The organism is Mesorhizobium sp. M0140 (genome assembly GCF_040322475.1).
Classification (GTDB): domain Bacteria; phylum Pseudomonadota; class Alphaproteobacteria; order Rhizobiales; family Rhizobiaceae; genus Mesorhizobium.
Window position 1 is genome coordinate 35,535 of record NZ_JAMYTM010000007.1, and the last position, 25,888, is coordinate 61,422.

Consider the following 25,888-nt stretch of genomic DNA (forward strand, 5'->3'; position numbering starts at 1 on the left):
GACAAGGCGCGGTCGGCGGGATGCGTAGACCTACTTCTTCGCCATCTGCTTCTTCACCAGATCGATCTTCTGGTCGGTGAGCGGGATGGGGGTTGTGTAGCCGGCTTCGGTAAAGCCCTGCTTGGCGTTCTCGAAGAATTCGATCGCCTTTTGATATTCGGCCTTGCCCCCGCCATAGCTGGCCCGGTTCCAGCTGACGTCACCGAGATTGTTCTGCGCGAAGGCCCATTGCATGGGCAGGCTTTCCCTGGTGAATACCTTCAGCGTGGCCGCGAAGGCGGCCTCGGCATCACCGAGGTATTTGCCGGTGCGTTCGAGATTGCCGAGGTTGAGCAGGCTCATGCCGATGCCGTTCTGGGCGTTGGCCCAGTCGACCGGTGCCGCGTCGACGGTGAGTACTTCGAGGGCTGCTCGGCGGGCCGCTATGGACTCAAGCAAGGTCCTCGGGTCGGCATTGCTCATGCTCAGCCAGTGCAGCGTCGAGCCGAGGCCGGCCTGGGCCAGCGCCCATTGGCGGGGGTTCGTCTCGCGCTTGTACTCGCGCAACGCATCGCGGTAGGCGGCAATGGCTTCACCATAATGTTCCGGCTTGTCGGTGACGCCGCCGAGGAGCTGCAGCGTGTTGCCGAGATTGTAGTGGCTCATTGCCCAGTCGAGAGGGAATTTCCGTCTGACATAGACCTGCCGGGCCGCCCGGAAGGCCGCGGCCGACTGCTCCAGCTTGGCCGCGTCGCGGGTGCGCTGGCCAAGCGTCTGGTAGATCGAACCGAGATTGTTCTGCGCCGACGCCCAGTCCATCGGGAAACGCTGCCGGGTAAAGACCGTCAGTGCATCGTCATAGGCGGCCGCGGCCTCTTCGAGCGCGCCGGTGCCCATATCGAAACGGGCGACACCGCTCAGCGCGTTGCCGAGGTTGAGCCTGCTGGTCGCCCATGAGACGGGGAAGGTTTCACGGGTTCGCACTTCAAGCGCGGCACGGAACGCGTTGGCCGCCTCGTTTATCTTCGCCTTGTCGTTGAGCTGAATGCCGAGCGACACCAGCGTGTTGCCGAGATTGTTCTCGACCATCGCCCATTCAACCGGCGCCTTTTCGCGTGTGTATTCCTCAAGTGCCAGCCGGTAGGCCGCCTCGGCTTGCGTCAGATGTTCGCCGGCGGCCTCGCGCTCGGAAAGCGCATAGAGCGCCAGGCCGAGATTGTTCTGCGAAGCGGCCCAGTCGAGCGGGACCTTGTCGCGCGGGCGTTTTTCGAGTGTGGCGCGCATCGCCACCACCGCCTCGTTCAGGCGTTTCGGGTCGCTCTCACGTTCGCCGATCTTCAACAGCACGTTGGCCAGATTGTTCTGCGCGGCGGCCCAGTTAAGATCGTCCTTCTCGCGCTCGAACACGACAAGGGAATCGCGAAAGATCCGCGCTGCCTCTTCAAGGCGCGCGGTCTCCGTCTCTCGCTCGCCGATGGTCTGCAGCACCACCGCCATGTTGTTGCGGGTGATCGCCCAGTCGCGATTCTGTTCGTCATTGGGGATGAAGTTCAGAATGGTGCGATAGGCCTCGATGGAGTGCTGCAGCGCATCGAGATCGCCGGTGGCGTAGCCGTAGGCGTTCAACGCCTCGGCTTGCTGGTTCTTGTAGTTCCAGCGCAGCTTGTCGTCCCATTTCTCGGCCAGCGAGAAGGCCTTGGCGTAATCGCCTGCGGCGGATCTGTAGTCGAAGACCAGGCCAGAGGCATCGGCGCGCCTGGCATAGATCGCGGCATCGGCAAGACGCTTCTGCTTGACGAGATCCTCGGCTTGATCGACCGCGTCGTTGGTCTGTTCGATCCGGCCGACGGCATCGTCGAGGAATTTACGCGCCGTCACGATGGCGCCCTGGCTGATGGCCTTGTCGGCGGAGGCGACAAGCCGTTTGATCTCCGGATCGTCGGTGCGAAGCGCTGCACGCTCGGACATCATCTTCTTCAGGCGCTCGGCCTGGGCGTCGAGCACCTTTTGCAGGTCAGTCGGATCTTCCGGGATCTTTTCCGTGCCGAGCGCTTTCAGCACGCCATAAAGCGCATCAAGCGGCACGCCTTCCTGCAGCGAGGCCAGTTCCACCTGCGCCCGTTTGGGGTCGGGCAGGTCGGAAATCGTCAGCAGCAGCTGGCGCCGCTCGCCGGTGATCAGCCCGTCGTCGCCGGTCGGCTCCGCCGGCGCGACGCCGAAATAGAGCAGCCGGCGCAAGCTTTCATTGACCCAGGGGCGCTGCTTTGCCTTTGTGTCGAGATAGACCTCCTCGGTCACCATGCGCATGACCGAGCCGAACTCGGTACCCTTCATCGCCGCGAGGTGGCGCAGCAAAGCGGACGCATAAGGGCTGTTTTCGCCGGCGGCGCCATCGAGCGCTGGACGACCCGGTTCTGCGGCAAAGCCGACCACCGTACCCAGGCTCGCGTCGGCCGCCGGCGCATTGCCGAGCGCCTTCGCGCCGCGCACCGGCTCCAACCCGCCGGCGCCTATGGGCGAGGCGGAAGCGGTCGGTGAGCGCCGGACCATGGCATCCGCGGGGAATGGATTGGTGCGGCAGGCGTCGAGCAGCATGATCGTCACCGGCACTGTCTTTTTCAATGCCTCCATGACGGCCGATATCGGCACAAGGCTGGTGCCGGCATCCTTCAGCGACGGGACGTCGGCATCGACCGGAACCAGATAGTTTTCGCCGCCGGCCTCGATGCCATGACCGGAGTAGTAGATGAAGGCGACATCGGCGCCGTCGGCATCTTCGGTGAACCGCTCCAGGTCGCGCTTCAGCTTGGTGGCGTCGCGGTCGGTGACGCTGCGGGCGTCGAAGCCAAGGTCGGTCAGCATCTTGGCCATGTCGCGGGCGTCGTTGGCGGGGTTGGGCAGGGCGGCGATGTGCAGGTAATTCGACTGGCCGATGATCAGCGCCACGCCCTTAAGGCTTATTGTCTCGGCAACTGCAAGCGCGGTCGCGGCAAGGCAAAGCAGTGCGGCGATGAAAGCCGTCAGCCATGCCCGCCGCAAAAGATTAAGCTTCGAGGTTTCGACAAAGGTCATTTGTCGTTCGCATCCGCCCTGATGATCCAAGCCCTCTATAACGCTGCCAATGGACCATGATCAAATTTGGCCATGATCAAATTAGGGCATGATCAAATTCGGGCGCGATTGCGCCGCGGCCGTGGCTCGCCTATCCCTGAAAAATGTCGCCGCTCACCGAAACCGTTCTTTTCGTCTTCAGCCTCGTCGCGCTCGGCTATCTCACCGGGCTCACCGGCTATCTAAAGCCGGCCAGCGGGGACGGCATCTCCGAATTCGCCATCAACGTGGCGATGCCGCTGCTGCTGTTTCGGACGATGGTGAATTCCGATTTCCATGGCGTGGCGCCATGGTCGCTGTGGGGCGCTTACTTCACCGCGGTTGCAATGACATGGGCTGCCGGCCATCTGGTGACGACGCGAATCTTCGGGCGGGACGCACGCACAGGTATCGTCGGTGGAGTGTCGTCGTCCTTCTCGAATGTGGTGTTGCTGGGCATTCCCTTCGTTCTCGGCGTATTCGGGTCCAGCGGATTCGAAGTGCTGTCGCTGCTCGTTTCCGTGCATCTGCCGACCATGATGATGGCGTCGATCATCATGTTCGAGATATTTGGCCGCGGTGGCAGCGAGCCCGTACACCCGCTGCGCATCATCCAGAGCTTTCTGAGAAGACTGTTCACCAATCCCCTGATCATCGGCATCCTGGCCGGGCTGGCATGGCGCCTAACCGGCGCGCCGCTGCCGAACCTTGCCACACGGCTGGTCGATGCGCTGGCTGACACTGCCGGGCCAGTGGCGCTGTTCGCCATGGGCCTCAGCCTGCGCCGCTTCGGTATCTCCGGCAATGTCCGGCCGGCTCTGGCGCTTTCGGTGCTGAAATTGTTCCTGATGCCGGCTCTGGTTCTCGGTCTGGTCTGGCTGCTTGGCCTGCCGCCATTGACGGCCAAAGTGGCGGTGGTGGTGGCGGCGCTACCATCCGGCATCAATTCCTATCTCATCGCCGTGCAGTTCAACACCGGCCAGGCGCTGGCGTCGAACCAGATGACAATCGCCACGGCGAGCGCGGTTGTTACAACCGCCTTCTGGCTGACGGTGGTGCTCCACGTTTTCGGATAGATAGCCAGATGGTGCGGCCAGCGATCGGCACGGCATATGTCCGGCCTGCTCTCGCCTCGGGCTGGTCCAACCCCTATATGCCATCTTGCGATTGCTTGCGGGCCTTGCCCTCGGTAAAGAGCAGTGGCTCCGGCGTGCCGGCTTCAGTCCATGGCGCACGCTCACCGAAGATTTCACAGACCGGCCGTCAGCGCGCCGAACGGAGGATAGACCATGCTTCAGAAAACCAGCCATTTCATGCGGCAGGCCAATCTCATCAATGGCGAATGGGTGCAGGCCGACAGCGGCCAGACGGTTGACGTCAACAACCCGGCCACCGGCCTCAAGATCGGCACCGTGCCGAAGTCGGGCAAAGCCGAAACCCGCCGCGCCATCGAAGCCGCCGCGGAAGCTTTCAAGACCTGGCGCAAGACGACCGCGCTCGAGCGCTCGAAGCTGCTGCGCAAGCTGCATGACGCAATGATGGACAATCAGGACGTGCTGGCCGAACTGCTGACCATCGAACAGGGCAAGTCGCTGTTCGAATCGAAGGGCGAGATCGGCTCTGCCGCGGCCTACATATTGTGGTTCGCCGAGGAAGGCCGCCGCACCTATGGCGACGTCGTGCCGTCGCCATGGGCGGACCGCCGCATCCTGGTGACCAAGGAACCGGTCGGGGTCATCGCCGCCATCACGCCGTGGAATTTCCCGTCCTCGATGCTGGCCCGCAAGCTCGGCCCGGCGCTCGCCGCCGGCTGCACCGCAGTGGTCAAGCCGGCCTCGCAGACACCATATTCAGGCCTCGCCTGGGGTGCGCTCGCAGAGGAGGTCGGCTTCCCCAAGGGCGTCGTCAACATCCTGACCGGTTCGGCAAGCGAGATCGGCGACGAGATCTGCGCCAATCCGCTGGTGTCGAAGATCACCTTCACCGGATCGACCGAAGTCGGCAAGCTTCTCATCCAGAAGTCGTCGGTCACCGTCAAGAAAGTGTCGATGGAGCTCGGTGGCAACGCGCCGTTCATTGTCTTCGATGACGCCGACCTCGAGCGTGCGGTCGCTGGTGCGATCACCGCCAAGTATCGCAATTCCGGCCAGACCTGCGTCTGCACCAACCGCTTCCTTGTCCAGGCTGGTGTCTATGACAAGTTCGTCGAGAAGCTCGCTGCCGCCAGCAACGGGCTGAAGGTCGGCTCCGGCCTCGAGGACGGCGTGCAGCAGGGGCCGCTGATCGACGAGAAGGCGGTCGAGAAGGTCGAAGAACTGATCGCCGACGCCACATCCAAGGGCGGCAAGATCGTTGCCGGCGGCAAGCGCCATGCGCTCGGCGGTTCGTTCTTCCAGCCGACGGTCATTGCCAATGCGACGCCCAAGATGCGCTTCATGAAGGAAGAGATCTTTGGCCCGGTCGCACCGGTGTTCAAGTTCGAGACCGAAGAGGAGGCGATAGCACTCGCCAACGACACCGAATTCGGCCTCGCCTGCTATTTCTACACCGGCGATCTCGGCCGCGCCTTCCGCGTCATGGAAGGGCTGAAATACGGCATGGTCGGCGTCAATGAAGGCCTCATCACCACGCCGGAGGCGCCGTTCGGCGGCGTCAAGGAATCGGGTCTCGGCAAAGAAGGCGGACATCAGGGCATCGAGGATTATCTCGACACCAAATATGTCTGCATCGGCGGCCTCGGCCTCTGATAGGATATTCCCTGAGATGGGGAGGCCGATGGCCTGCCTGTCTCTCATGGGAAAACCAGCCGAAGTCTTCTGGATCAACTGGCATTTACGGGCATGGCGATGAAGGACGGCGAGGTTTTCGGCACGACGCAGGCAGGCGAGCCGGTGCGTCGCTTCACGATCAGGGGCGGCGGTATCACCGCCAACATCATCGGTCTGGGCGCGATCATCCAGGATCTGCGCCTGACCGGGCACGATGCGCCGCTGGTGCTTGGCTACGACAATCTGGCGGCCTACGAGACGGATACGGGCTTCTTTGGAGCGGTTGTCGGCCGCTATGCCAACCGCATCCGCGACGGCCGCTTTACCATCGCCGGCAGCCGCTACCAGACCGAGCAAAACTTCCTCGACAAGCATACGCTGCATGGCGGCTCGCAAGGCTATTCCCACAGGCCGTGGACGGTTTCGTTGCATGGCAGGGATTTCGTCACGCTGACGTTGCACGATCCCGACGGCGCGATGGGCTTTCCCGGCGCGCTCGATGTCACTTGCACCTACCGGTTGAAGATCCCCGGCACGCTCAGCGTCGAGCTGACCGCCACCTGCGAGGAGCCGACGCTGTGCAATCTCACCCAGCATTCCTACTTCAACCTGGACGATGGCGGCGCCGGAGACATTCTCGACCACAGGATGATGTTGAATGCCGGCGCCTATCTGCCGGTCGATGGCGACATGATCCCCACAGGCGTGGTCAAGCCGGTTGACGGCACGCCGTTCGATTTCCGCCAGGCGCGGCCGCTGCGCATGGAGACCGAGGGCGAACAGCTGCCCTACGACCAGAATTTCTGCCTCGCTTCGGCACGCGGGCCGCTCAAGCAGGCGGCATGGGCGCAAGGCGCCAGTTCCGGTGTCGAGATGGAGATCTGGACCACTGAGCCGGGCGTCCAGCTCTATACCGGCCAGTACGTGACGCCGCGCACCGGGTTGGAAGGCCGCGACTACAAGGCTTTTTGCGGCTTCTGCCTGGAGCCGCAGATTTGGCCGGACGCGCCGAACCGGCCTTATTTCCCGCAGGCGACCCTGTGGCCGGGCGCGATCTACCACCACGTGGCGGAATACAGATTCCGTCTGCCCTGAGGCCTGCCAATGTTCAGGTGAAGCCCGCCTGACCTGAATCGCAACAGACTTTAGCCGGCGAAGGCCGCGCGCAGCGTCTCGAACGGCGCCAGCGCGCCGCGCACCTGCACCACGGCGGCGGCGACGCGATGCGCACGGCGTGCTGCTTCAAGCGGGTCGTGGTCGGCAAGTCGAGCCGCAAGATAGCCGCCGTTGAAGGAATCGCCGGCGCCCGTCGTATCGGCGGGAGCGGCGACATGGATTGCCGGGACTTCGCGCAGCGTTCCGGCTTGGGCAACCTGTGCCGGCGCTTCGCCATTCTTGACGACGACCTCGGCAACCAATTTCCCGATCCGCTTAGCGGTCACTTGCGGCGTTGCATCCTCAAACAGCATCTGCTCGTCGGGAAAGGTTGGTAATGCGATATCAGTGACGGCAAGGGCTTCGACGATCGCTGCCTGCGCCTCCTCGCGCTCACGCCAGAGCCGCGGCCGGTAGTTGGGGTCGAAGGCGATAAGTGAACCAGCCGAACGAGCCTTGGCGACGGCGGCCAGCAACGCAGCGCGCGAGGCTTTGTCCAGAATTGCCAAAGTGATTCCGGAAAAATAGACAAGTGCCTGATTTTCCAGGTTTTTCGATAATGCGGCCGGGTCAGAGGCAAGCTGCCGCGCGGCGGCGTCGCCACGCCAATAGGTGAAGGAACGTTCGGCTCCCGTCAGCGTGATGGCATAGAGGCCGGGCCGCGCGCCCGCTATGAGCGGGCTGGAGCCGATGCCGATGCCGTTTTCAGCGAAGAAATCGATCTGGCCTTGCGAGAATGGATCGTCGCCGAAGGCCGAGACATAGGTTGCCGGCCGCTCAGCGCTCAGTGCATGCAGCGCCCACAGCGTGTTGAACGTGTCGCCGGCAAAGCCCATGCGCCAGTTCGGTCCCGTCTGGCCCGACAGTTCGAGCATGCATTCGCCGATCGAGGCGACGCCGTTTCCCGCCATCTACAATCCTCCAGTGATCCCGGTGCTGTAGCTTTTTGCCACCGGCAGCGCCATGCTTGGCAAGCAGGGTTTTTTCCGTCACAGCGTTTTCCCACAGGCTGGCGGGATGCGATCCGTCTGGCAGAGCGTTGTCTGCGGAAGAGGAACCGGTTTGGCATCGATATGGCGTTATCTTCTGGCGGGTCTTGGTCTGGCTGCCTTGCTGGTCGGCATTCTCGCGGTCGTCTTCCTGACGGCGCCGCGGTCGTCGCTGCCTGCCGGCCCGGATGTCTCGCGGACGAAGAACACCGCCAACGCGCTGTTCGTAGCCAGCTTCGCGCCGGAGCGAGGTGTCGTGCGGCTAGGCCAACTGCAATCCTGGCTGCTGACGCTGAAGACAAAGGCAGGAGTTCCGGTGGAAGGTGCGGCGATCGCGATTTCCGGCGGCATGCCACTGCACAGTCACGGCCTGCCGACCAGCCCGCAGGCGACCGACTATCTCGGCGACGGGCGTTATCGAATCGAAGGGGTGAAATTCACCATGAGTGGCTGGTGGCAGTTGCATTTCGCCATCTCGGCCACCGCCGGCTCCGACACGGTGCTCTTCAACGTGGTGCTGTGAGCAGGACATGAGGCGGCTTTCGCGTTTTCTGGCGCTGGTGGTGGCCGTTGTCCTTGCCGGTTGCGGCAAACCGGATTTTACCGACGCCGAGAAGAAAACCATCGCCTCGCTGGCGCTGTCGGCGCTGCCGCCACTCAAGCCCGACACCACTAACCGGTTTGCCGACGTGCCGGCTGCCGCCGCACTCGGATCGACCCTGTTCTTCGATCAGGGCATGAGCGGTGACGGGTCGATATCCTGTTCGACATGCCACAAGATCGACCGCCAGTTCCAGGACGACCTGCCGCAAGCCGTCGGCGTCGGCCGTACCAGCCGGCGGACCATGCCGCTGGCCGGCGTCGCGCGCGATCCCTGGTTCTTCTGGGACGGCCGCCGCGACAGCCTGTGGGCGCAAGCGCTGACGCCGCTCGAAAACCCGCTGGAGCAGGCGGGAAACCGCACCGCCTACGCGCACTACATCAAGGCGCGCTTCGGCGAGCGCTATGAGCGCATCTTCGGGCCGCTGCCCGATCTTTCGGGCATGCCGTCGAATGCCAGCCCGCTTGGAAACGATGCCGAGAAGGCGGCCTGGAATGCGATGAGCGGCGCGCAGCGCAGCGCAATCGACGGCGTCTTTGCCAATATCGGCAAGGCGATCGCCGCCTTCGAACGCTCGATCGAGCCGGCGCCGACGCGTTTCGACCGTTTTGCGCTGGATCTCGTCACTGGCGCTGAGCCGAAAGGCCATGCGGTCTTTTCCAAGCAAGAAATCCTTGGGCTGAAACTGTTCATCGGCAAGGCCAATTGCGTGACCTGTCACAACGGCCCGCGCTTCACCGACAACAGCTTTCACAACACCGGCGTGCCACCCATTGCGGGCCTGCCGCCGGACCGCGGCCGCATCGATGCGGTGCGCCAAGTCGAAGCCGACCCGTTCAACTGTTTCGGCGCCTATCGCGATGGCGACGCCAGCGCCTGCGGCGAGTTGCGCTTCATGGTCAAGGATGGCCCGCAACTGATCCGCGCCTACAAGACGCCGTCGCTGCGCGGTGCGGCAACGCGGTCGCCCTACATGCATGCCGGGCAGTTTTCGTCGCTCGACGAGGTCGTGGCGCACTACGCCAAGGCTGCACCCAGCGTGGAGGGTACGTCCGAAGTTCATCCGCTGGGGCTGTCGGATCGTGAACGTGCGGCGCTGGTGGCTTTCCTGAAGACGCTTTCGGAGTGAGTTAGAGCCCGATCCATCCCGATGTATCGGGATGGGGCTCTACGTTTGACCATGATCTTGTCCGAAAACCGGCTTCCACTTTTCGGGATCATGGTCATCGATCCTTGACTGTCTCCATCGCCACGAAGGTCGAGGTCTGGGCGACGTGGGGCAGGGCCGAGATGCGTTCGCCGAGGACGCGGCGGTAGGCGGCGATGTCCCTGGTGCGGACTTTCAGCAGATAGTCGAAGCTCGACGCCATCATGTGGCACTGCTCGATTTCCGGCACGGCCTGCACGGATCGGTTGAAGGCATCGAGCGCGGCGGACCTGGTGTCGGACAATTTCACCTGGACGAATGCAACATGGCCTTCGCCCATGCGCTCGCGGTCGATGATCGCCTGGTAGCCCCTGATGTAGCCGTCCTTCTCCAGCCGCTTCACCCGCGCCTGCACCGGCGTTTTCGACAGGCCGACGTTTGCCGCCAGTTCTGACATCGAAAGCCGGCCATCGCTTGCCAGCGCCGCCAGGATATTCCTGTCGATGCGGTCCAATTGGTCTTCTGTCATCGAAAATGCAGTCCATATGTCGGTTTTGAGCTGCTACGATAGATCGAATGACCTGCAATGTCGATTTCTTCGGACCGATTGAAAATTCGCATCTGTGCTAGCTTCCACCATTCGGTCCGGTGACCGCCGGCCCGATCCCTTTGCTCGATCCATGGGACCGCCATGCCAGCGCTCGATGCCATCCGCCAGCAGATCCGCGCCAACTACCTGCCCGATGAAGACGAGGCCGTGAAGCGGCTTGCCGACGCGACGGCGCTCTCCGGGAAAGACCGCAAGGCGATCTCGGCCCGCGCCGCCGATCTGGTGCGGGCGGTGCGCGGTTCGTCCGATCCCCGGCTGATGGAAGTCTTCCTCTCGGCCTATGGTCTCTCCACCAAGGAAGGCGTCGCGCTGATGTGCCTAGCCGAGGCACTGTTGCGCGTGCCCGATACCGAAACGATGGACGACCTCATCGCCGACAAGATCGCGCCGCACGACTGGTCGGCGCATTCGGGCGGTTCGAGCTCCATCTTCGTCAACGCCTCGACTTGGGCGCTGATGCTGACCGGCCGCGTCCTCGATGAAGGCGAGGGCGGCATCGAGGGCACGCTGCGCTCTATGGTGCGGCGGTTGGGCGAACCGGTCATCCGCAAGGCGGTGGCCGCCGCCATGCGCGAGATGGGCGAGCAGTTCGTGCTCGGCCGCACCATCACGGAAGCCGTCAAGCGCGGCCGGCCGATGACGCAGAAGGGCTATCTCTATTCCTTCGACATGCTGGGCGAGGCGGCCCGCACCGAGGCCGACGCCTTGCGCTATCACAAGGCCTATGCCGACGCGATTTCGTCGCTCGATTCCGGCTCCAACGGTCCTGACATCAGGCAGAACCACGGCATTTCGGTCAAGCTTTCGGCGCTGCATCCTCGCTACGAGGTGGCGCAGAAGGAAGAGATGCTGCCTGTGATGGCCGAGCGGCTCTTGTCGCTGGCGCTTGCCGCGCGCCATTCGCGTATGGGCCTCAACATCGATGCCGAGGAGGCCGATCGCCTCGATCTGTCGCTCGACGTCATCGAGCGGGTGCTGGCCGAGCCGGAGCTCGCCGGCTGGAACGGCTTCGGCGTGGTGGTGCAGGCGTATGGGCCACGCGCGGCTTTCGCCATCGATTGGCTCTATGCGCTGGCCAGGAAATACGACCGCAACATCATGGTGCGGCTGGTCAAGGGTGCCTATTGGGACACCGAGATCAAGCGGGCGCAGACGCTCGGACTGTCAGGCTATCCCGTCTTCACCCGCAAGACCAACACCGACGTTTCCTACATGGCTTGCGCGAAAAAGCTGCTATCGATGACCGACCGCATCTATCCGCAATTCGCCACCCACAATGCCCACACCGTCGCCGCCATCTTGGCGATGGCGGATAATCGCGATTCCTTCGAGTTCCAGCGCCTGCACGGCATGGGCGAGGCGCTGCACGAGACGGTGCGCCGGTCCGAAGGCACGCGCTGCCGCATCTACGCGCCGGTCGGTGCGCATTCCGATCTGCTGGCCTATCTGGTCCGCCGGTTGCTGGAGAACGGCGCCAATTCCTCCTTCGTGCACCAGCTGACCGACGAGGACGTCGAGCCGGAGGACATTGCGCGCGATCCGCTCGAAACGGTCGAGAGCCAGGGTCCGGCCGCCAATCCGGCGATTGCCCGGCCTTCCGAGATTTTTGGGGCCGAGCGTCGCAATTCGAAAGGATTCGACATCACCGACACGGTGACGCTGGCGGCGATCGACAAGGCCAGGGCGGCCTTCGCTGGGCCGGATCGTTGGCATGCCAAGCCGATCACCCGTGCCGCCGGCTACGGCAAGCAGCGTCCCATAGTCAACCCAGCAAAGCCTTCCGAAGTGGTCGGTACGGTCAGCGAAGCCGCCGCCAAGCAAGTCGCGACCGCCGTGCGCTTTGCGGTGGAAGCGCAGCCGGCATGGGCAAAACGTTCCGTCGCCGAGCGCGCTGCCATCCTCAACCGTGCCGCCGATCTCTATGAAGCCAATGCCGTCGAGTTCTTTGCACTCGCCACCCGCGAGGCCGGCAAATCGCTGGCCGACGGCGTCGCCGAAGTGCGCGAGGCGGTCGACTTCCTGCGCTACTACGCCACCGAGGCGGCTAATGCGGAGGCGGGCACGCAAGCGCGCGGCGCCATCGTGTGCATTTCGCCGTGGAATTTCCCGCTCGCCATCTTCACCGGCCAGATCGCGGCCGCACTTGTCACCGGCAATTCGGTCATCGCCAAGCCGGCCGAGCAGACGCCGCTGATCGCCTTCCGGGCTGTCGAGCTGCTGCGCGGGGCCGGTGTGCCGGAAGACGTCATCCAGTTGCTCCCTGGCGACGGCCCATCGGTCGGCGGGCCGCTTACATCAGATCCGCGCATCGCCGGCGTCTGCTTTACCGGCTCGACCGAGGTCGCCAAGCTGATCGAGAAGCAACTGGCCGAGACGGCCGCGCCCAACGCCATGCTGATCGCCGAGACGGGCGGCCTCAACGCCATGATCGTTGATTCCACCGCGCTGCCCGAACAGGCGGTGCGTGACATCCTCGCCTCGGCTTTCCAGAGTGCCGGCCAGCGTTGCTCGGCACTGCGCGTGCTCTATGTGCAGAAGGACGTGGAGAAGAAGATGCTGGAGATGCTGAAGGGCGCCATGGAGGCGCTCAGCATCGGCGATCCCTGGCGGATTTCGACCGATGTCGGCCCTGTCATCGACGACGAAGCGCAAAGCTCGATCCGCGAGTACTGCACGAAAATGGGCCTGCAGGGCCGGCTGATCGCCAAGCTCGAGGCGCCGAAGGAAGGTCGCTTCGTCGCGCCGCATGTTTTCCGGGTCAAGGGTATCGAGGACATGGAGCGCGAGGTGTTCGGGCCGGTGCTGCATGTCGCTACGTTCGACGCCGACGAAATCGACGCGGTCATCGCCGCCATCAACCGCAAGGGCTATGGCCTGACCTTCGGCCTGCACACCCGCATCGAGGGTCGCGTCCAGCATTTCGTCGACGGCATTCATGCCGGCAACATCTACGTCAACCGCAACCAGATCGGCGCCGTGGTCGGCTCGCAGCCGTTTGGTGGCGAGGGGCTTTCAGGCACCGGGCCGAAGGCCGGCGGCCCGCACTATCTCAGGCGCTTCCGCAAGGGGCCGGAGGCCGGCACCCATTTGCAGGATGGCCATAAGGTCACGGCGACCGAACTTGCCGACAATCTGCCTGATCCCACACTTGGCGGCTGGTCGACGCGGCCCGACCGGATCGCCATTCTGAGGAAGCATCTGCGCGGCAAGGGTGCCGCGGCCATTGGTGCTGCCGCCGGCATCGATTTCGGCCAAGTCGACCTGCCCGGACCAACCGGCGAGGCCAACACGCTGTCGCTGTCGCCACGCGGACGGGTGCTGTGCCTTGGTCCCGATGGCGATACGCTGCTCGCGCAGACGATCCAGGCGCTCGCCGCCGGCAATGCGGTGCTGGCCGTGGCGCCCGGCGCACCGGCTGCCCTTTCCCCATTGACCGGCAAGGGCTTGCCGCTGGCCGCCATCGATGGTCGGCCGGATCCGGTCGAAGCACGCTCACTGCGCGTCGATGTCGTCGCCTTTTCGGGCACGCCGGAGGCTGCACGCATCGTGCGCAAGGTCATCGCCGACCGCTCCGGCCCGATCGTGCCGCTGGTCAGCGAGGTACTGAACCCGGCGGCCTATGCACATGAACGGGCTGTCTGCGTCGACACCACCGCCGCCGGCGGCAATGCGAGCCTGCTGGCCGGAGCTTGAGCCCGGCCAGTATTTAAGCGCCTTCGACGACCGAAAAACCTTCGAACTGGGGGTGACCGAGATAGTGGACCTTCGTCGTGCCGACATTTCGATGGGCGGCGCGGAAATTCTCCGACTTGGTCCAGGCGATGAAATCCTCGTGGCTCGCCCACACCGTGTGCGACGCAAACAGCGTGTAGCCTTCGGTCTCGTTGACCGGGCCACGCAGCAGGTGGAATTCCCGAAAACCCTTCATCTCAGCGAGGCTGGAATCGCGGTTCTTCCACACGGCTTCGAAATCGTTCTCCGAGCCGGTCTGCACCTTGAAGCGGTTCATGGCGATGTACATGGCGGTTCCTTTCGTGCGGATGTTGATGATTGGCGGCTGCAGCGTTTGTTCTGCGCACATTCAAAATGGGCCGATTTCGGTCTCGAACTCCAAATTTGCGCTTGCTGCCTGTGGTGGAATTGGAGGGAAGGGGGCTGCCTTGCGGACAATGCCAAGCGCCGCCTGATCGAAAGCCGCCGACCCTGAGGTCTCCAGGATGCGCAACTCGTTTATGTTGCCCTTCCTGCCTATGACGAATGTGACAACCGCATTGTTGCGTGCCGCCAGCTGTAGGGAAGGCGGGAGGGTGCGATTGACGCTGCCGAGTTTTCTAAAAACATCGCCGCGGTAATTGTCTTCCGCGGCCGTGCCTGCCTCTTTTTGCCTTTTGCCCTTGCTGGCTGCTTGCGCCGACCGGTCCTCGCCATTCGCCGTGCCGCGCTTCTCATCCGCCGTCTTTGAAGGGGCAGCTGCCGACGTTGGCCTGGCGCTGGGGATCGGTGGCTGCTCTGGAACGGCGACAGGCACTTCGGCGCTCTCGGCCTGCACGATCGGCTGCGCCGGCGTTTCGGCCTTGGGAGCCACGCTCTGGTCATCGGGGCGAGGGGCGCCGGCCACCAATATGTCGGGCGTCACCGTCTGCTGTTTGGCAGGTTCCGGCAAAGGCTTGAGCGGCTTTGCTGCGTCCTTCGCGGGTTGCGAAGGCTCTGTTGGCGGCGTTGGCTTGGGCGGCGTTGCCGGCTGTGGTTTGGCGGGTTGCGGGTTCGGCACCAGTGCAACGTTTATTGCCGTCGGGTCCTTGTCCAGCGCGCTGCCGACCACGTTGGTGCCCGACTGTTCACTGCCTTCCGGCTGCTCGGCATCTTGGAAACTGGAAGTCCCCGTAGGGGAGATCAGAAAGGCCGCTGCCACCGCGGCATGGAGCAGGCAGGAGACGACGATCGCCGCCGTCCACTTGCGGTTCCAGGCCGATGGCCGCGGTAGCGCGAGCGGCTCGGTTGGCTCTATCGCCAGCTCGGCGCTGGCTTCGGGGAGGGGACTGATATCCTGCATGTCTCGCCGCGAGACCTGCAGCGACAAGAGCAGAATTGTCAAATCAAGATCGTTCGCTCGCAGCGGCAGTCGGCAGTGGCCGGCAACTGGCCACGCCGCATTGTTTTGCAGGAATGCGGGATGCAGTCCCACCTTAGACTCCGAAAGCGATCCCGGTCTTGGTGTCCGTCTTCAGCTTGCGCATGCAGGCGTTCGGTTCGACGCCGGTACCGGTGCATTCGGTCGCGCTGTTGATCAGCACGCGGCTGACTTTCGAGCACTCGGTGCCGGCCAGATCGAAACGCGTCACCTTGGTCTTGCCCGCCGGCAATTCCTTGAAATCGAGCACGGTCAGCCGGTCGACGACGCCTGCCTCGTTGAACAAGGCGATCTCGAACGCAGCCTTGGACAGGTCGGCGCCGAGATTGTTGTTGACCACGAACGTCAGGCGGCAACCCTTGTCGGAAGGTTGCGCACCATTGAGTTCTAGGGTGAGTGCGGGGACCGGCGCGGACTCTTGTGCCCACGCCGGAACCATCGCAAGCGACATCGCCAGCATCGAGGTCAGCAGACGAAGGGATGTCATCAAGCTCGTCATGGTCATCAGCCTCCAAATCGCATCGTCGCCGCCAGCTTCAGGGTGACGCCGGGCTCGTAGGCCGCGAAGACCGGCTGCGGCGGCTGGCCGGCCGTGGTCAGGTTGAGCGGGTTGGCGTATTTGACATCGAACAGATTGTCGGCGCGGAAATCAATCTTCAAATTGTCCGTCGCCTGGTAGCTGGCAAAAGCATTGACCAGCGTGTAGTCCTCGGCGATCGGGTTGCCCTTGGGCTTGCCATTGTATTGCACTTCGCCGCCCACGGTTAGCTTGTCCTCGAGGAAGCGCAAGCCGAGCTGCGCGGTGACCTGGGATGAGGGGATGGTCAGCAGATCGGCCCGAACGTCCCTGTAGGAAATGGTATGACCATTGGTGATTGAGGCCGAAAGCCCGGCATAGCCCCATCCGGCATCATAGACGCCCTCAAGTTCCATGCCGTCGATCTTGGCCTTGGCAAAATTCTGGTACTGGAAGCATATCGGGATACCGGGTCCGCTCGGGCAGCCGGCTGTCGGGTCAAACCGCGACAGGGTAACGCCATCGATGTAGTCTTCGACATCGTTGTTGAAATAGGCTGCCTTGATGCGCAGCGCATCGTCGGCTTCGAGGATATCATTCTGCTTGTAGTTGACGCCGAATTCGACGGTCTTTCCGGTTTCCGGCCGCAGATTGGGATTGGGCAGGAACGGGAAGGTGACACCCGCCGGATGGCGACCGCTGATCAGTGTTTCCGACAGGGAGGGTGACCGGTATCCTTCCGCATAGGTGCCGTAGAATTGCAGGCCGGCAAGGCTGGCGCTGTCGAAAGGCGAGACGCCGACGGTGATGCGCGGCGACAACCGGTCCCCCGACGTTTCGTGTGTGTCATCCTTGAGGCTGTAATTGTCGTAACGCAGCCCGGCGATGACTTCGAGCCACTCCCAGGTGAGCTTGTCCTGGACATAGGCGCCGGAGACGTTCCGCTTACCGGAAGGCGTATAGAAGCTGTCGCCACCGGCCGTGCCGCCGGTCTCGACGTTATCGCCGGCCCAGTCGCCGCCATAGGTCAGTTCGTGCGCGATTCCCGCGGTCTCGAATCTGGACGTGTTCCAAATGTCGATGCTGGTCGTGCCGATGTCGAATGTCGATGTCGAGCCAGCCGGCAAAACAACTGGAAGGCCGGTGCTCGGATCAAACCGGTTGAGAGGCACGAGGCTGGTCAGATCGAGATTGGTCTTGTTGTAGGAGGTGTTGATATGGAGATCGAGCCAGCTCTTGTCCTCATCCGTAATGTTGTAGCGGGCGGTGAAGGTGTTCGACTTCAGGTCGACGTCATTGACCGGCACGCCGCCGCTGATCTCGTTCCAGCCGTCGCTCGAGCCGACCCAACCGAGCTTCAGTTCGCTGTTGTCGGTCGGGCGGATGGTGGTCTTGAGCAGACCGCTCAGCACATCGAAGCCGGTGCCCTTGACCGTGTCGCCACCGCCATCCTTGTAGTCGTCATAGTTGCGGTAGACGATGTTGCCGAGCACATCCCAGTTCTCGTTGAGGCGGTAGGCACCGGATGCGCTTGTTGTCCAGCCCTTGCCGTTGCTCTCATAGCGTCCCGTGACGGAGCCGGCCCATGTTTCTTCCGGCTTGAGGAAATCCCCGGCGTCCTTGGTATCGAAGAAGACAACGCCGCCGATGGCGCCCGAGCCGTAGGTGTTGGCGACAGGACCGCGGATCACGTCGACGGATTTGACGAGTTCGGGGTCGATGTAGAAGGTCGACTGCGTGCCGTGGTCTGAGCGCTGGAAATTCTGGCGCGCGCCGTCGACAATGACCGCGACGCGGCCGAAATCCTGCAAGCCGCGGATGTTGATGCTGGTGCTGACACGCCTGGCGTCGGCCTGCGCGGCGACGCCAGGCACGCCGAGCAGCATCTCGTTCGGCGTCGTCGCCATGCGGCGGTCGAGCTGTTCCTGGCCGACATGGCTGGTCGATGCCAGCGATTCGATCGCCGTCTCGCCGGTGCGGCTGATGACGAGGATCTTGTCGAGCAGCGTTGCGCCCGCTTGTGCCGCCTTTTCTTCGTCGGCCTTCTTCGTTTGATCTGTCTGCTGGTCCGCCGGCTGCGCCGCCTGCTGAGCGTTGGCCAGCTGCGCCGACAAGGCGATCGCCGCCACACTTGCCAGCAAAGCCGCTGCGCCGTTCGCCGCCGACCGGCCGCGCCATTCCCAAGTCACAAACCCCATGCCCCAACTCCAAAGTCCAGGTTTCATGCTGGCTGGCCCGGGGCTGGCTGGCATTTTTGATCATGTCCGGCGTCTTAAATGTTGACTCATTTAATCCGGTATTGCACTGACTAATAAACATGATTATTCAAGTCAAGAAATGAATCGGATTACGCAACGCCTAGCCAGACGCCCGGCACAGGAAAGGGATCGATCCAGATGAACACCCACAATCCCAACGATTTTCGCTATCGCGTCCGCCGTTCCGACGATGCCTCCGCCCGTTTCGACCGGGTTCCGCTGGCGGTACGAACCCTGTCCAGCAACACCCTGTTCCAGGGCGAGCACGAGATCGGCATCGAGCATCATGGCGCGCTCTATCGGCTGAAGATCACCCGCCAGGGCAAGCTCATTCTCAACAAGTAAGGCAAGGCCACAGGGACCAAGACATGGACCAGCGCGTAAAACCCGCCCCGCATGAAATCCGGCGGGCACGGACAGACAATCCGAAGACGCGCGAGCGTGATCTCGCCGCCCAGCTCGGCATTTCGGAGGCCGAGCTGGTCGCAGCCCACTGCGGCGACGGCGTCGTCCGTGTCGAGCCACGCGTCAACGATCTTTTGACCGGTCTCGAAGCCGTCGGCGAGGTCATGGCGCTCACCCGCAATGAAAGCGCGGTGCACGAGAAGATCGGCGTCTATGACAAAGTCGTCACCGGCAACCACAATGCCATGGTGCTTGGCGAAAACATCGACCTGCGCATCTTCCCGAAGGTCTGGGCACACGGCTTTGCCGTCGAGAAGCGAGACGGCGACGAAATCCGCCGCAGCCTGCAGTTTTTCGATGCGGCGGGCGAGACCGTGCACAAGGTGCATTTGCGTCCGGCCTCCAGCCTCTATGCCTATCAGAAACTGGTTGCCGCGCTCGAATCGTCCAATCAGGAGCCGACGGTCGACATTTCAGGACCACTCCCCGATGACGAGATCCATGGCGACGAAACGGCCGCCAACCTCGACGACCTGCGCGACCGCTGGAGCCGGCTCACCGACGTGCACCAGTTCTTCGGCATGCTGAAGACGCTGAAGCTCAGCCGCCGGCAGGCGGTCCGCCTGGTCGGGCAAGACTATGCCTGGCAGCTCGACAATGATGCCGCCCGTGCCATGTTTCATCACGCTGCGGAGGGCGAGATGCCGATCATGTGCTTTGTGGGAAACCGCGGCTGTATCCAGATCCATTCCGGTCCGATCAAGTCGATCAAGCCGATGGGGCCATGGATCAACGTGCTGGACGAAACCTTCCACCTGCATTTGCGGACCGACCACATCCAGGAGGTCTGGGCGGTGCGCAAGCCGACCAAGGACGGTCATGTCACCTCGCTTGAGGTCTATGACGTCGACGGCAAGATGTTCATCCAGTTCTTCGGCAAGCGTCATGAAGGCGAAAGCGAGCGGGACGACTGGCGCTTCCTGGCGGAAAACCTGCCGCGCATCCCAAGCCCGACCGCAGCCTGAGGAAAATGCGATGCGTTTTTTCCCAAGATTGTCGACCGTGCGCGGATCTATTTTCGGGTCGGTGATCGGTCTCTCCACGGCTGTTATCGCATTGCAATCCGCCAGCGCCATGGAAGGCACGGCCGTGTTTGCCGATCCTTCGAAAATCGTGGCCGTTGGCGGCTCGATCACCGAGATCGTCTATGCGCTCGGCGAGGAAAAGCATCTGGTGGCTCGCGATTCCACCAGCCGGTACCCAAAGGCGGCGCTTGAGCTGCCCGATGTCGGCTACATGCGCGCGCTGTCGCCGGAGGGGGTGCTGTCGGTTAACCCGACCGGCATCCTGGCGCTGCATGGCAGCGGTCCCAAGCAAGCCGTCGATGTCTTGAAGAAGACGAGCGTCCCGTTCATCGAAGTGCCCGAACACTATAGCCACGAAGGCATCCTCGAAAAGGTCCGTATCGTCGGCAAGGCGCTCGGCGTCGACGCCAAGGCCGAGGTGCTCGCCGGGGAGCTCGATGCCAAGCTTACGGCAGCCGAGAAGCAGACGGCGTCGATCAAGGAGCGCAAGCGCATCCTGTTCGTGCTGTCGATACAGGGCGGCAAGATCCTGGCGGCCGGCAGCGAGACCGCGGCCGACGGTATGGTCAAGCTGGCTGGCGGCGTCAACGCGGTCGAGGGCTTTTCCGGGTACAAGCAAATGTCCGACGAGGCGATCATAACCGCCAGACCGGACGTGATCCTGATGATGAGCAATGCCGGGCCTCCGGTGTCGGACGACGAACTGTTCGGCAATCCGTCGATCGCCTCGACGCCGGCCGGAACGGCGCGCAAGCTGATCCGCATCGACGGTGCCTATCTGCTCGGCTTCGGGCCACGCACGGCCGATGCCATCCACGACCTCGCTGTCTCGCTTTATGGCGGGCAGGTCACGGACTGAACGGGCGGATCATGGTCGATCAATCGATCGCCGGCCCGGTGATGGCAAGCGTATCCGAAGGCGACCGGTCGGGCCGCGCCCGCATCGTCATCCTTCTGCTGTGCCTGGGGCTCGCGGCTGCCATTTTTCTGTCGCTGACATCGGGGGCTTCGGACGCTTCGGCCGTCAACGTTATTGGCGACTGGCTGTTCGGCACAGTGCCTGACAACGCCGCGTTGAGCGCCCGCGATAGCCTGATCGTCTACGACATCCGCCTGCCGCGTATTATCCTCGGCATGCTGGTCGGCGCGGCGCTCGCGGTCTCCGGTGCGGTCATGCAGGGACTGTTCCGCAATCCGCTGGCCGACCCCGGCCTGATCGGCGTCTCGGCCGGCTCCAGCCTCGGCGCGGTTGCCGTCATCGTGCTCGGCGCCACAATATTGGCTCCGGTGACCGCCTTGCTCGGCACGCTTGCACTGCCGCTGGCGGCCTTCTGTGGCGGGCTCGCCACCACGCTGGTGCTTTATCAGGTCGCGACACGACGGGGGCAAACCTCGGTTGCCACAATGCTGCTCGCCGGCATCGCACTGGCTGCGCTCGCCATGGCGCTGACCGGCATCCTCATCTTCATGGCCGACGACCGCCAGTTGCGCGACCTGACCTTCTGGCAGCTCGGATCGCTCGGCGGGGCGACCTGGGCGAAGATCGCGTCGGTGGGGCCGATCATCGTGCTGGCGCTGGCGGCGATGCCGTTCCTGGCACGTGGACTCAACGCGCTGGCGCTTGGCGAGGCGACCGCCGGTCATCTCGGCATTCCGGTGCAGCGGCTGAAATACACGGCCATCATCGGCGTCTCCGCCGCGGTCGGCGCATCCGTCGCCGTCAGCGGCGGCATCGGCTTCGTCGGCATCGTGGTGCCGCATCTGCTGCGCCTGCTGATCGGTCCGGACAATCGCTATCTGCTGCCGGCGTCGGCGCTGCTCGGCGCCTCGCTGCTGCTGCTGGCCGATGCGGTCGCGCGTACCATCGTGGCGCCGGCCGAATTGCCGATCGGCATCGTCACCGCGATAGCAGGCGCGCCGTTCTTCCTTTGGATCCTGCTGCGCAAGCGCGGCATAGTCGACCTGTGAGGCTTGGATGATCGAGGCAAGGGACGTTTCGGTTGATATCGCCGGCAAGCCTATCGTCGCCGGTGTCGATTTCCACGCGCGGCCCGGCGAGATCGCTGCCATCGTCGGCCCCAATGGTTCGGGCAAGACGACCTTCCTCAAGGCAATTTCCGGCGAACTCGCCTACACCGGGCGTGTCGCGCTCAACGGCCACGATCTCTCGGCGATGAAGCCGGTCGAGACCGCGGTTCATCGGGCGGTGCTGCCGCAGGCGACGACGCTGTCGTTCCCGTTCACGGTGCGAGAGGTGGTCAAGCTTGGACTTGTCGGCGGCCGTTCGGGCGTCTTGCCGGGCGAGGATGCGCGGCTGCCGGAACGGGCGCTGGCACGTGTCGATCTCGACGGCTTTGCCGGACGTTTCTACCAGGAGCTTTCCGGCGGCGAGCAACAGCGCGTCCAACTCGCGCGCGTGCTGTGCCAGGTCTGGGCGCCGGTGCTTGAGGGCAAGCCGCGCTACCTTTTCCTCGACGAGCCGGTTTCCAGCCTCGACATCAAGCACCAGCTGATCATCATGAACATTGCCCGCGACTTCGCCAGAAGGGGCGGCGGCGTGGTCGCCATCCTGCACGACCTCAATCTGACGGCCATGTATGCCGACCGGATCTTCGTCATGCATCGCGGCCGGCTCGCCGCCACCGGGTCGCCGCGGGATGTGCTGAGCGATGACCTGATCGAAAAAGTGTTCGACTGCCGGCTAAAAGTCGGCGTCCTGCCGGCGGGGAACATGCCGTTCGTGCTGCCGCAATCTTCGGTCGGTTGATATTCAGGTGAGGCCGGCATTGCGCGCCAATTGTGGGCGCGCCAATTGTGGAAGTCGCCGCCGCCCCTCATTGCCCTGCCGGGCATTTCTCCCCGTAGAATGGGGAGAAAGACGCTCAGGCAGCTGGGGCGCGGCGCTCCATCAGCATGTCGATGCCGAGCAGGTTGCGCACATTCGGCCGCGCCGCCACCAGATCGGCGATCGTGTAGCGCTCCAGCACCGCGAAGAACGCGTTCAGCGCCTCGCGCAACGCCGAGTTCAGCGCACAGCTGTCGACAAGCGGGCATTCGGCGGCGTCGTTCTCGAAACACTCAGCCATGGCGAAGCTCTCTTCCGTCACGCGCACGACATCGAACAGGCTGATGGCTTCGGCGGCACGGCCAAGCTTGACGCCGCCATTCCTGCCTCGCACGGTCTGGACAAGGCCGTGCTCGACCAGGGGCTGCAGGATCTTGAACAGGAAAAGCTCCGACACCGAATACGCGGCCGCGATCTCCGGGATGCGGCTCAATCGGTCATCATTGGCCGCGCAATACATCAAGATGCGCATGGCATAATTGGTCTGGCGCGTAAGCCGCATTTTGTCCTCACAAGGTACTGGTGCGGTGCAACCACGCCAGATCTGGAAATTCTTGCTGATGCGGCTTTGACCCGAATTTCCGGATTCGCCACATTGGCTCGGGCGGAATATGGCCTATACCTTGGAATAATTCCAGACTAGCTTCGTGCGATAGATGAATTTTCTCCTCAACTTTGTGTGCGCAGCCGGAGAAGATGCCGGACGAAACCCGCTGTCGCGGGTATTTCGGCGCTCGGAACACTAAATAGGCTGAGATCGACGAGGAGCGGCTCACCCATGTCACAATCGGCTTCGCCCCTGGCGCCGGTCCGTTTCGATGCCGAAGCGGATGCCAAGCTTTCCGCGTTGCGGCGGACGAAATTCCTCGCGGCCGCCGCGCTGGCGCTTTGCGTGGCGGTGTTTGCGCTCGCCAAATCGTTCGAGCACATCCACCCGTGGCTCGGCTTCGTCGCTGCCTTTGCCGAGGCGGCGACCATCGGCGGGCTGGCCGACTGGTACGCGGTGGTGGCGCTGTTCAGGCGACCTCTGGGGCTGCCGATCCCGCACACCGCCATCATACCCGAGAACCAGAACCGCATCGCCGACAATCTCGGCCGCTTCATCGAGGTCAACTTCCTGGCGCCTGAACCGGTGCGCGAAAAGCTCGCCGAGGTGGATTTCTCGGCACTCGTCGCCGACTGGCTGGCCGATGCGGAGCGCGCCGCCGACCTGTCGCGCTTCGTCGTGCGGCTGGTGCCGCAGACGCTCGCCGCCGTCGAGCAATCCGGCCTGCGTGGCTTCGTCACCAGCCGCATGCTCGAACAGATCGAAAAGGTGCCGCTGGCGCCGCTCGCGGCCGAGCTGCTCTCCGCGCTCACCGACGACCGCCGCCACCAGAAACTGTTCGACGAGTTCACCAAGGTGATCGGCAGGTTCCTCAATGACGAACAGGCGCTGGCGACAATGCGCGAGAAGATCCGCGAGGAACTGCCGTCGCTGTTCAACCTGTTCCGCGCCGACGCCTATCTCCTGAAGAAGATCGTCGCCTCGGCCGGTTCGCTGCTCGACGAGGTGAGGGCCGATCCCGATCACCCGATGCGCGCCGAATTCGACCATTTCGCTCAAGGCTTCATCGAAAAGCTGAGGACATCGAAGCAATATGCCAAACGTGCCGAGAAGCTGAAGCGCGATTTCCTGGCCCGGCCGGAAGTCAGGGGACTGGCCGGCGACATGTGGGCAAGCCTCAGCCAGTTCATCGAGCAGGACGCCAAGGCGCCGAATTCGGTCATCCGCGCGCATCTTGCCAACATGTTCGTCGAGGTCGGGCGGCATCTTGCCGGCGATGCGCAGATCCGGGCCGACATGAACCAGGGGTTCGTGGTGGCGCTGGCGTCGTTCGTGGAGAGTCAGAAGAACGGCGTGTCGACATTCATCGCCGACCAGGTCAAGCGCTGGGACCTTGCCCAGCTGACGCGGCTGATCGAGATGAACATCGGCAAGGACCTGCAATACATCCGCTTCAACGGCATGATCATCGGCGGCCTCGCCGGTGTCGTGCTCTATGTGGCCGAGCGGCTGTTCCTCGTGAATTGATGCGCGGCCCGACTGGCGCTCATTCCTCCGCGTTCATGGACTCGCGGCATGCGAGTGCTATTCTCCCGCCGAGGGTGCCCGCATCATGCGGCAAAGGGGAGCAAACGAGCATGGCAAAACAACCGGAATCCGATTCCTTCATGGACATGTTCGGCAGGTTCGGCCGCGACCTGAAGGTGCCCAATGTCGATGTCGAGGCGATCCTCGCCCATCATCGCAAGAACATCGAAGCGCTGGAGAAATCGGCACGAGCCGGTGCCGCCGGCGCCACCTCGCTGTTGTCCCGGCAGCGCGAGATGCTGCAGGATACGCTGCGCGAGGTCACCGATATCGCGCAAAGCTACAGGGCGCCGGGCAATCCGCAGGAACTGATGGCCAAACAGACGGAGTTTGCCAGAAAGTCTTTCGAAGTCGCATTGAAGAATGCGGGCGAAGTGGCTGAACTGGTCAAGAAATCCGGCGCCGAATCGGTCGACATCCTGCGCACCCGCATCAAGGAGGCGATGGAGGAAATCCGCGCCGGCTACGAGAAGAAGTAGCGGATGTGGCCGGGGCCGGCTCATTGCTGCCGGCAGCGCCCTGAAGCCCGGAAAGCCCGATTTGACCTGCGACTGCGCCGGCGGCGTGGCACGATTGCGGCCGAAATCGACGGAACGGATTCGCGCAGAGCGAATTGACAGAGGCCGTCAGTTCGTGGTCCGGAGGCTCTGGAAGCGATCGGGAAACCAGGAATGAACGAAATACGGCCTAAAACGCCGCCTACCTACGAGCAGTTGAGGACGATGGCTGGGCTGGAACTCGGCGTGTCGGAGTGGACGACGGTCGACCAGAACCGCATCAACCAGTTCGCTGAATGCACCGGCGACCATCAATGGATTCATGTCGACCCTGAAAGGGCGCGGCGGCAAAGCCCGTTCCGCACGACGATCGCGCATGGCTATCTGACGCTGTCGATCATCGGCGCACTGGCGCTCGGCATGGGCATCGTGCCCGAGAATACGCAGGCCGCCTTCAATTATGGCTTCGACAAGGTACGCTTCCTGGCACCGGTCAAGGTCGGTGCCCGCATCAGACTGCGCATCACGCTGCTGTCCATGGAGGACAGGGGCCCCGGCCAGTATCTGATGAAGGCCGCCAACACGGTCGAGATCGAAGGCGAGGAAAAGCCTGCTTTGATGGCCGAAACGCTGGTCATGCTTTATGAACGCCGCAAGCGGGCAGGGGCGTGAGAGGC

22 protein-coding genes are annotated in these 25,888 nt (G+C 63.4%); 14 read left to right on the forward strand and 8 right to left on the reverse strand.

All coding sequences use genetic code 11. The annotated features are described in order from the left end of the window. Positions 1-30: 30 nt before the first annotated feature. Positions 31-3,051, reverse strand: a complete 3,021-nt coding sequence (locus NKJ37_RS09220) for a caspase family protein (RefSeq protein WP_352773737.1) — start codon at positions 3,049-3,051, stop codon at positions 31-33. A 143-nt stretch (positions 3,052-3,194) separates the two neighbouring features. On the opposite strand from NKJ37_RS09220, the gene NKJ37_RS09225 reads away from it, so the two are divergent. The 3 genes from NKJ37_RS09225 to NKJ37_RS09235 all read left to right on the forward strand — a co-directional run bounded on the left by NKJ37_RS09225 (position 3,195) and on the right by NKJ37_RS09235 (position 6,932). Beyond that, a complete protein-coding gene (locus NKJ37_RS09225; RefSeq protein WP_128303984.1) occupies positions 3,195-4,145 on the forward strand; it encodes an AEC family transporter in 951 nt (316 codons plus the stop codon). A 213-nt stretch (positions 4,146-4,358) separates the two neighbouring features. Next, positions 4,359-5,816 carry an NAD-dependent succinate-semialdehyde dehydrogenase gene (locus NKJ37_RS09230; protein WP_127291661.1) on the forward strand — a complete coding sequence of 486 codons (1,458 nt, stop codon included), beginning with the start codon at positions 4,359-4,361 and terminating at the stop codon, positions 5,814-5,816. 93 nt (positions 5,817-5,909) lie between these two features. Then, positions 5,910-6,932 (forward strand): aldose epimerase family protein, encoded by a 1,023-nt coding sequence (locus NKJ37_RS09235; protein ID WP_352773738.1) that lies wholly within the window; start codon positions 5,910-5,912, stop codon positions 6,930-6,932. A 50-nt stretch (positions 6,933-6,982) separates the two neighbouring features. Here NKJ37_RS09235 and NKJ37_RS09240 read toward each other — a convergent pair whose 3' ends face one another. Next, entirely contained in the window at positions 6,983-7,903 is a 921-nt protein-coding gene (locus tag NKJ37_RS09240) for a sugar kinase (RefSeq protein ID WP_352773739.1), read from the reverse strand. Positions 7,904-8,054: 151 nt separating this feature from the next. Here NKJ37_RS09240 and NKJ37_RS09245 point away from each other — a divergent pair, with 151 nt between their 5' ends. Both NKJ37_RS09245 and NKJ37_RS09250 read left to right on the forward strand, forming a co-directional pair. Further along, on the forward strand, positions 8,055-8,504 hold the full coding sequence (locus NKJ37_RS09245) for a FixH family protein (protein ID WP_352773740.1): 450 nt from the start codon (positions 8,055-8,057) through the stop codon (positions 8,502-8,504). Between the two features lie 7 nt (positions 8,505-8,511). Then, positions 8,512-9,711 carry a cytochrome-c peroxidase gene (locus tag NKJ37_RS09250; RefSeq protein WP_352773741.1) on the forward strand — a complete coding sequence of 400 codons (1,200 nt, stop codon included), beginning with the start codon at positions 8,512-8,514 and terminating at the stop codon, positions 9,709-9,711. A gap of 94 nt (positions 9,712-9,805) precedes the next feature. Here NKJ37_RS09250 and NKJ37_RS09255 read toward each other — a convergent pair whose 3' ends face one another. Continuing rightward, on the reverse strand, positions 9,806-10,258 hold the full coding sequence (locus NKJ37_RS09255) for an Lrp/AsnC family transcriptional regulator (protein WP_023812252.1): 453 nt from the start codon (positions 10,256-10,258) through the stop codon (positions 9,806-9,808). 162 nt (positions 10,259-10,420) lie between these two features. Here NKJ37_RS09255 and putA point away from each other — a divergent pair, with 162 nt between their 5' ends. Further along, positions 10,421-14,032 carry a bifunctional proline dehydrogenase/L-glutamate gamma-semialdehyde dehydrogenase PutA gene (putA, locus tag NKJ37_RS09260; protein WP_352773742.1) on the forward strand — a complete coding sequence of 1,204 codons (3,612 nt, stop codon included), beginning with the start codon at positions 10,421-10,423 and terminating at the stop codon, positions 14,030-14,032. Between the two features lie 13 nt (positions 14,033-14,045). On the opposite strand, the gene hmuQ is transcribed toward putA, so the two are convergent. The 4 genes from hmuQ to NKJ37_RS09280 form a co-directional block, all read right to left on the reverse strand. Continuing rightward, positions 14,046-14,360 carry a heme-degrading protein HmuQ gene (gene hmuQ / locus NKJ37_RS09265; RefSeq protein WP_023812250.1) on the reverse strand — a complete coding sequence of 105 codons (315 nt, stop codon included), beginning with the start codon at positions 14,358-14,360 and terminating at the stop codon, positions 14,046-14,048. A 60-nt stretch (positions 14,361-14,420) separates the two neighbouring features. Then, a complete protein-coding gene (locus tag NKJ37_RS09270; RefSeq protein WP_348625595.1) occupies positions 14,421-15,434 on the reverse strand; it encodes a TonB family protein in 1,014 nt (337 codons plus the stop codon). 91 nt (positions 15,435-15,525) lie between these two features. Continuing rightward, the gene (locus NKJ37_RS09275; RefSeq protein ID WP_023812248.1) at positions 15,526-15,969 is read right to left on the reverse strand and encodes a hypothetical protein; all 444 of its coding nucleotides are present in this window, start codon (positions 15,967-15,969) and stop codon (positions 15,526-15,528) included. A gap of 5 nt (positions 15,970-15,974) precedes the next feature. Continuing rightward, positions 15,975-18,185, reverse strand: a complete 2,211-nt coding sequence (locus NKJ37_RS09280) for a TonB-dependent hemoglobin/transferrin/lactoferrin family receptor (RefSeq protein ID WP_352773743.1) — start codon at positions 18,183-18,185, stop codon at positions 15,975-15,977. Positions 18,186-18,383: 198 nt separating this feature from the next. On the opposite strand from NKJ37_RS09280, the gene hemP reads away from it, so the two are divergent. Genes hemP through NKJ37_RS09305 form a run of 5 tightly spaced genes read left to right on the forward strand, consistent with a single transcriptional unit; the run spans position 18,384 to position 22,502 of the window. Next, the gene (gene hemP / locus NKJ37_RS09285) at positions 18,384-18,590 is read left to right on the forward strand and encodes a hemin uptake protein HemP (RefSeq protein ID WP_023757683.1); all 207 of its coding nucleotides are present in this window, start codon (positions 18,384-18,386) and stop codon (positions 18,588-18,590) included. A gap of 23 nt (positions 18,591-18,613) precedes the next feature. Next, complete coding sequence (locus tag NKJ37_RS09290) at positions 18,614-19,675, forward strand: hemin-degrading factor (RefSeq protein ID WP_352773744.1); 1,062 nt, start codon at positions 18,614-18,616, stop codon at positions 19,673-19,675. A 10-nt stretch (positions 19,676-19,685) separates the two neighbouring features. Further along, positions 19,686-20,594, forward strand: coding sequence for a heme/hemin ABC transporter substrate-binding protein (locus tag NKJ37_RS09295; protein WP_352773745.1), 909 nt, complete (start codon positions 19,686-19,688; stop codon positions 20,592-20,594). An 11-nt stretch (positions 20,595-20,605) separates the two neighbouring features. Next, positions 20,606-21,703, forward strand: a complete 1,098-nt coding sequence (locus tag NKJ37_RS09300; protein ID WP_352773746.1) for a FecCD family ABC transporter permease — start codon at positions 20,606-20,608, stop codon at positions 21,701-21,703. A 7-nt stretch (positions 21,704-21,710) separates the two neighbouring features. After that, complete coding sequence (locus NKJ37_RS09305; protein WP_352773747.1) at positions 21,711-22,502, forward strand: heme ABC transporter ATP-binding protein; 792 nt, start codon at positions 21,711-21,713, stop codon at positions 22,500-22,502. Positions 22,503-22,617: 115 nt separating this feature from the next. On the opposite strand, the gene rirA is transcribed toward NKJ37_RS09305, so the two are convergent. Beyond that, positions 22,618-23,082 carry an iron-responsive transcriptional regulator RirA gene (gene rirA / locus NKJ37_RS09310; RefSeq protein WP_352627958.1) on the reverse strand — a complete coding sequence of 155 codons (465 nt, stop codon included), beginning with the start codon at positions 23,080-23,082 and terminating at the stop codon, positions 22,618-22,620. 276 nt (positions 23,083-23,358) lie between these two features. Between rirA and NKJ37_RS09315 the strand changes: the two genes are divergently transcribed. From NKJ37_RS09315 to NKJ37_RS09325, 3 genes are all read left to right on the forward strand, one after another. Then, entirely contained in the window at positions 23,359-24,654 is a 1,296-nt protein-coding gene (locus NKJ37_RS09315; RefSeq protein ID WP_352773748.1) for a DUF445 domain-containing protein, read from the forward strand. Positions 24,655-24,764: 110 nt separating this feature from the next. Next, a complete protein-coding gene (locus NKJ37_RS09320) occupies positions 24,765-25,193 on the forward strand; it encodes a phasin family protein (RefSeq protein WP_352773749.1) in 429 nt (142 codons plus the stop codon). A 192-nt stretch (positions 25,194-25,385) separates the two neighbouring features. Continuing rightward, a complete protein-coding gene (locus NKJ37_RS09325) occupies positions 25,386-25,883 on the forward strand; it encodes a MaoC family dehydratase (RefSeq protein ID WP_352773750.1) in 498 nt (165 codons plus the stop codon). The last annotated feature ends 5 nt before the right edge of the window (positions 25,884-25,888 follow it).

Coding starts and splice junctions, on each gene's coding strand:
- NKJ37_RS09280 (WP_352773743.1), bottom strand. CDS start 18,185: ATGGGGTTTGTGACTTGGGAATGGCGCGGCCGGTCGGCGGCGAACGGC.
- NKJ37_RS09275 (WP_023812248.1), bottom strand. CDS start 15,969: ATGACGAGCTTGATGACATCCCTTCGTCTGCTGACCTCGATGCTGGCG.
- NKJ37_RS09255 (WP_023812252.1), bottom strand. CDS start 10,258: ATGACAGAAGACCAATTGGACCGCATCGACAGGAATATCCTGGCGGCG.
- NKJ37_RS09220 (WP_352773737.1), bottom strand. CDS start 3,051: ATGACCTTTGTCGAAACCTCGAAGCTTAATCTTTTGCGGCGGGCATGG.
- rirA (WP_352627958.1), bottom strand. CDS start 23,082: ATGCGGCTTACGCGCCAGACCAATTATGCCATGCGCATCTTGATGTAT.
- putA (WP_352773742.1), top strand. CDS start 10,421: ATGCCAGCGCTCGATGCCATCCGCCAGCAGATCCGCGCCAACTACCTG.
- NKJ37_RS09250 (WP_352773741.1), top strand. CDS start 8,512: ATGAGGCGGCTTTCGCGTTTTCTGGCGCTGGTGGTGGCCGTTGTCCTT.
- NKJ37_RS09240 (WP_352773739.1), bottom strand. CDS start 7,903: ATGGCGGGAAACGGCGTCGCCTCGATCGGCGAATGCATGCTCGAACTG.
- NKJ37_RS09230 (WP_127291661.1), top strand. CDS start 4,359: ATGCTTCAGAAAACCAGCCATTTCATGCGGCAGGCCAATCTCATCAAT.
- NKJ37_RS09325 (WP_352773750.1), top strand. CDS start 25,386: ATGAACGAAATACGGCCTAAAACGCCGCCTACCTACGAGCAGTTGAGG.
- NKJ37_RS09315 (WP_352773748.1), top strand. CDS start 23,359: ATGTCACAATCGGCTTCGCCCCTGGCGCCGGTCCGTTTCGATGCCGAA.
- NKJ37_RS09225 (WP_128303984.1), top strand. CDS start 3,195: ATGTCGCCGCTCACCGAAACCGTTCTTTTCGTCTTCAGCCTCGTCGCG.
- NKJ37_RS09300 (WP_352773746.1), top strand. CDS start 20,606: ATGGTCGATCAATCGATCGCCGGCCCGGTGATGGCAAGCGTATCCGAA.
- NKJ37_RS09305 (WP_352773747.1), top strand. CDS start 21,711: ATGATCGAGGCAAGGGACGTTTCGGTTGATATCGCCGGCAAGCCTATC.
- NKJ37_RS09295 (WP_352773745.1), top strand. CDS start 19,686: ATGCGTTTTTTCCCAAGATTGTCGACCGTGCGCGGATCTATTTTCGGG.
- NKJ37_RS09290 (WP_352773744.1), top strand. CDS start 18,614: ATGGACCAGCGCGTAAAACCCGCCCCGCATGAAATCCGGCGGGCACGG.
- hemP (WP_023757683.1), top strand. CDS start 18,384: ATGAACACCCACAATCCCAACGATTTTCGCTATCGCGTCCGCCGTTCC.
- NKJ37_RS09320 (WP_352773749.1), top strand. CDS start 24,765: ATGGCAAAACAACCGGAATCCGATTCCTTCATGGACATGTTCGGCAGG.
- NKJ37_RS09235 (WP_352773738.1), top strand. CDS start 5,910: ATGGCGATGAAGGACGGCGAGGTTTTCGGCACGACGCAGGCAGGCGAG.
- hmuQ (WP_023812250.1), bottom strand. CDS start 14,360: ATGTACATCGCCATGAACCGCTTCAAGGTGCAGACCGGCTCGGAGAAC.